This is a genomic window from Thauera phenylacetica B4P (genome assembly GCF_000310225.1).
Classification (GTDB): Bacteria; Pseudomonadota; Gammaproteobacteria; order Burkholderiales; family Rhodocyclaceae; genus Thauera; species Thauera phenylacetica.
In genome coordinates this window covers 1-3269 of sequence record NZ_AMXF01000333.1, presented here as the reverse complement: position 1 = coordinate 3269, position 3269 = coordinate 1, and the positions used below count along the sequence as shown (strand labels likewise).

2 protein-coding genes are annotated in these 3269 nt (G+C 68.1%); both read right to left on the bottom strand.

The genetic code is table 11. The features are described 5' to 3' along the window. Positions 1-83 precede the first annotated feature (83 nt). Positions 84-2288 carry an OsmC domain/YcaO domain-containing protein gene (locus C667_RS21455; RefSeq protein ID WP_004383721.1) on the bottom strand — a complete coding sequence of 735 codons (2205 nt, stop codon included), beginning with the start codon at positions 2286-2288 and terminating at the stop codon, positions 84-86. A 329-nt stretch (positions 2289-2617) separates the two neighbouring features. Further along, a complete protein-coding gene (locus tag C667_RS25855) occupies positions 2618-3160 on the bottom strand; it encodes a hypothetical protein (RefSeq protein ID WP_157302445.1) in 543 nt (180 codons plus the stop codon). Positions 3161-3269 lie beyond the last annotated feature (109 nt).

Genomic DNA, 3269 nt, shown 5'->3' with positions numbered 1-3269 from the left:
CGGCTCGCCAGGGTGCGCCGCCGGCTCCCGGAGCGCCTGTCGCATACCCGCGCGCGCGCCGGACCCGGCGCTCGCGCGCAAACCTACGCGGACACGCCCGCCGCGCGCGCCCGCGCCTTGTGCAGCTTGCGGTAGCTGTCGATGAGGCGCTGGTGGCGGTCGAGCCCTTCGAGCTGCAGGCTCGTCGGCGTGAGGCCGTGGAAGCGCACGCTGCCCTCGACCGAGCCGATCGCCGCGTCCATGCGCGCGTCGCCGAACATGCGGCGGAAGTTGGCCTCGTAGTCGGCCAGCTCCAGCTCGTCGTCCAGCATCACCTCCAGCACCACGTTCAGCGCCTGATAGAACAGCACGCGCTCGACCGTGTTGTCGTTGTATTGCAGGAAGGCCTCGACGCGCTCCTTCGCCTCTTCGAGCTGCTGCAGGGCGAGGTGGATCAGCAGCTTCAGCTCCAGGATCGTGAGCTGGCCCCACACGGTGTTCTCGTCGAACTCGATGCCGATCAATTCGATGATGTCGGTGTAGTCGTCGAGCTCGCTCTCTTCCAGCCGATCGAGCAGGGCTTCGAGGGCGTTGTCGTCGAGGCGGTGGAGGTTGAGGATGTCGGCGCGGAAGGCCAGCGCCTTGTTGGTGTTGTTCCAGATCAGGTCATCGACCGGATAGACCTCGGAGTACCCCGGCACCACGATGCGGCAGACGGTGGCGCCGAGCTGATCGAACACCGCCATGTACACCTCCTTGCCCATGTCTTCGAGGATGCCGAACAGGGTCGCGGCCTCATCCACGTTGGAACGTTCGCCGTGGCCGGAGAAGTCCCATTCGACGAAGGGATGAGCCGCCCGGGCACTGAAGAAGCGCCACGACACCACGCCGCTGGAGTCGATGAAGTGCTCGACGAAGTTGTTCGGCTCGGTCACCGCGTTGCTCTCGAAGGTCGGCGCGGGCAGGTCGTTGAGGCCTTCGAAGCTGCGCCCCTGCAGCAGCTCGGTGAGGCTGCGCTCCAGCGCCACCTCCAGGCTCGGGTGCGCCCCGAAGGAGGCGAACACGCCGCCGGTGCGCGGGTTCATCAGGGTCACGCACATCACCGGGTACTTGCCGCCCAGCGACGCGTCCTTCACCAGCACCGGGAAGCCCTGCGCCTCCAGCCCTTCGATGCCAGCCACGATGGCGGGATACTTCGCCAGCACCTCCGGCGGCACGTCGGGCAGGGCGAGCTCGCCTTCGAGGATCTCGCGCTTCACCGCGCGCTCGAAGATCTCGGACAGGCACTGCACCTGCGCCTCGGGCAGCGTGTTGCCGGCGCTCATGCCGTTGCTGAGGTAGAGGTTGTCGATGAGGTTGGTGGGGAAATACACCACCTCGCCGTCGGACTGGCGCACGTAGGGCAGCGCGCAGATGCCGCGCGCCACGTTGCCGGAGTTGGTGTCGTAGAGATGCGAGGCGCGCAGTTCGCCCTCGGGGTCGTAGATCGCCAGGCAGTAGTCGTCGAGCAGCCCGGCCGGCAGCGCATCCTTGCGGCCGGGCTTGAACCAGCGCTCGTTCGGGTAATGCACGAAGGGGGCGTCGCCGATGTCCTCGCCCCAGAACTGGTCGTTGTAGAAGTGATTGCAGTTGAGGCGCTCGATGTACTCGCCCAGGGCCGAGGCCAGCGCGCTCTCCTTGCTCGCGCCCTTGCCGTTGGTGAAGCACATCGGCGAGTGCGCATCGCGGATGTGCAGCGACCACACGTTGGGCACCAGGTTGCGCCACGAGGCGATCTCGATCTTGATCCCCAGGTCGGCCAGAAACCGCGACATGTTGGCGATGGTCTGCTCGAGCGGCAGGTCCTTGCCGGCGATATAGGTGCGCGTGCCGGTGTCCGGGTCCAGCGCCAGCAGGGCCTGGGCGTCGGCATCGAGACTCCCCACCTCCTCGATGACGAACTCGGGGCCGGTCTGCACGACCTTCTTGACCGTGCAGCGCTCGATCGAGCGCAGGATGCCCTGGCGATCCTTGGCGGAGAGGTCCTCCGGCAGCTCGACCTGGATCTTGAAGATCTGCTTGTAGCGGTTCTCCGGGTCGACGATGTTGTTCTGCGACAGGCGGATGTTCTCGGTCGGGAGGTTGCGCGTCTCGCAGTACAGCTTCACGAAGTAGGCCGCGCACAAGGCGGACGAGGCCAGGAAGTAGTCGAACGGCCCCGGCGCCGAGCCGTCGCCCTTGTAGCGGATCGGCTGGTCGGCGATCACCGTGAAGTCGTCGAACCTGGCTTCGAGGCGAAGCTTGTCGAGGAAGTTGACCTTGATTTCCATGAGCGGGGAGGAATCCTGAAAGGGCGTGAACACGCGTCGGGCCGCATTATCGCCGGTTTCGCGGGGGCCGACGGGTTCGCGGCTGCCGCCGCTCCACATGCCCTCCGGAAGCGCGCCGGTTCATGTAGGAGCGCCGGCAGGCGCGAATACGGCGGTGAAATCCGCACCCGCGTCGATTGCCGGGTCGCCGTGTTCGCAGCTGCCGCAGCTCCTACAGGGGGGCGGAACGCGCGGCGGTTTGTGTAGGAGCGCCGGCAGGCGCGAAAGCGGCGATGAAGCCCGCACCCGCGTCGCCTGCCCGACCGCCGTGTTCGCAGCTGCCGCAGCTCCTACAGGGGGGCGGAACGCGCGGCGGTTTGTGTAGGAGCGCCGGCAGGCGCGAAGGCGGCGGTGAAGTCCGCACCCGCGTCGATTGCGGGGTCGCCGTGTTCGCAGCTGCCGCAGCTCCTACAGGGGGCGGGACGCGCGGCGGTTTGTGTAGGAGCGCCGGCAGGCGCGAATGCGGCGGTGAAGTCCGCACCCGCGTCGATTGCGGGGTCGCCGTGTTCGCAGCTGCCGCAGCTCCTACAGGGGGCGGGACGCGCGGCGGTTTGTGTAGGAGCGCCGGCAGGCGCGAAGGCGGCGGTGAAGTCCGCACCCGCGTCGATTGCGGGGTCGCCGTGTTCGCAGCTGCCGCAGCTCCTACAGGGGGCGGGACGCGCGGCGGTTTGTGTAGGAGCGCCGGCAGGCGCGAAGGCGGCGGTGAAGTCCGCACCCGCGTCGATTGCGGGGTCGCCGTGTTCGCAGCTGCCGCAGCTCCTACAGGGGGGCGGAACGCGCGGCGGTTTGTGTAGGAGCGCCGGCAGGCGCGAAAGCGGCGATGAAGCCCGCACCCGCGTCGCCTGCCCGACCGCCGTTTTCGCAGCTGCCGCAGCTCCTACAGGGGGCGGGACGCGCGGCGGTTTGTGTAGGAGCGCCGGCAGGCGCGAATGCGGCGGTGAA

Bases quoted from the DNA above. Each gene is read 5' to 3' on its own strand.
- C667_RS21455 (WP_004383721.1), bottom strand. From the start codon at position 2,288: ATGGAAATCAAGGTCAACTTCCTCGACAAGCTTCGCCTCGAAGCCAGG.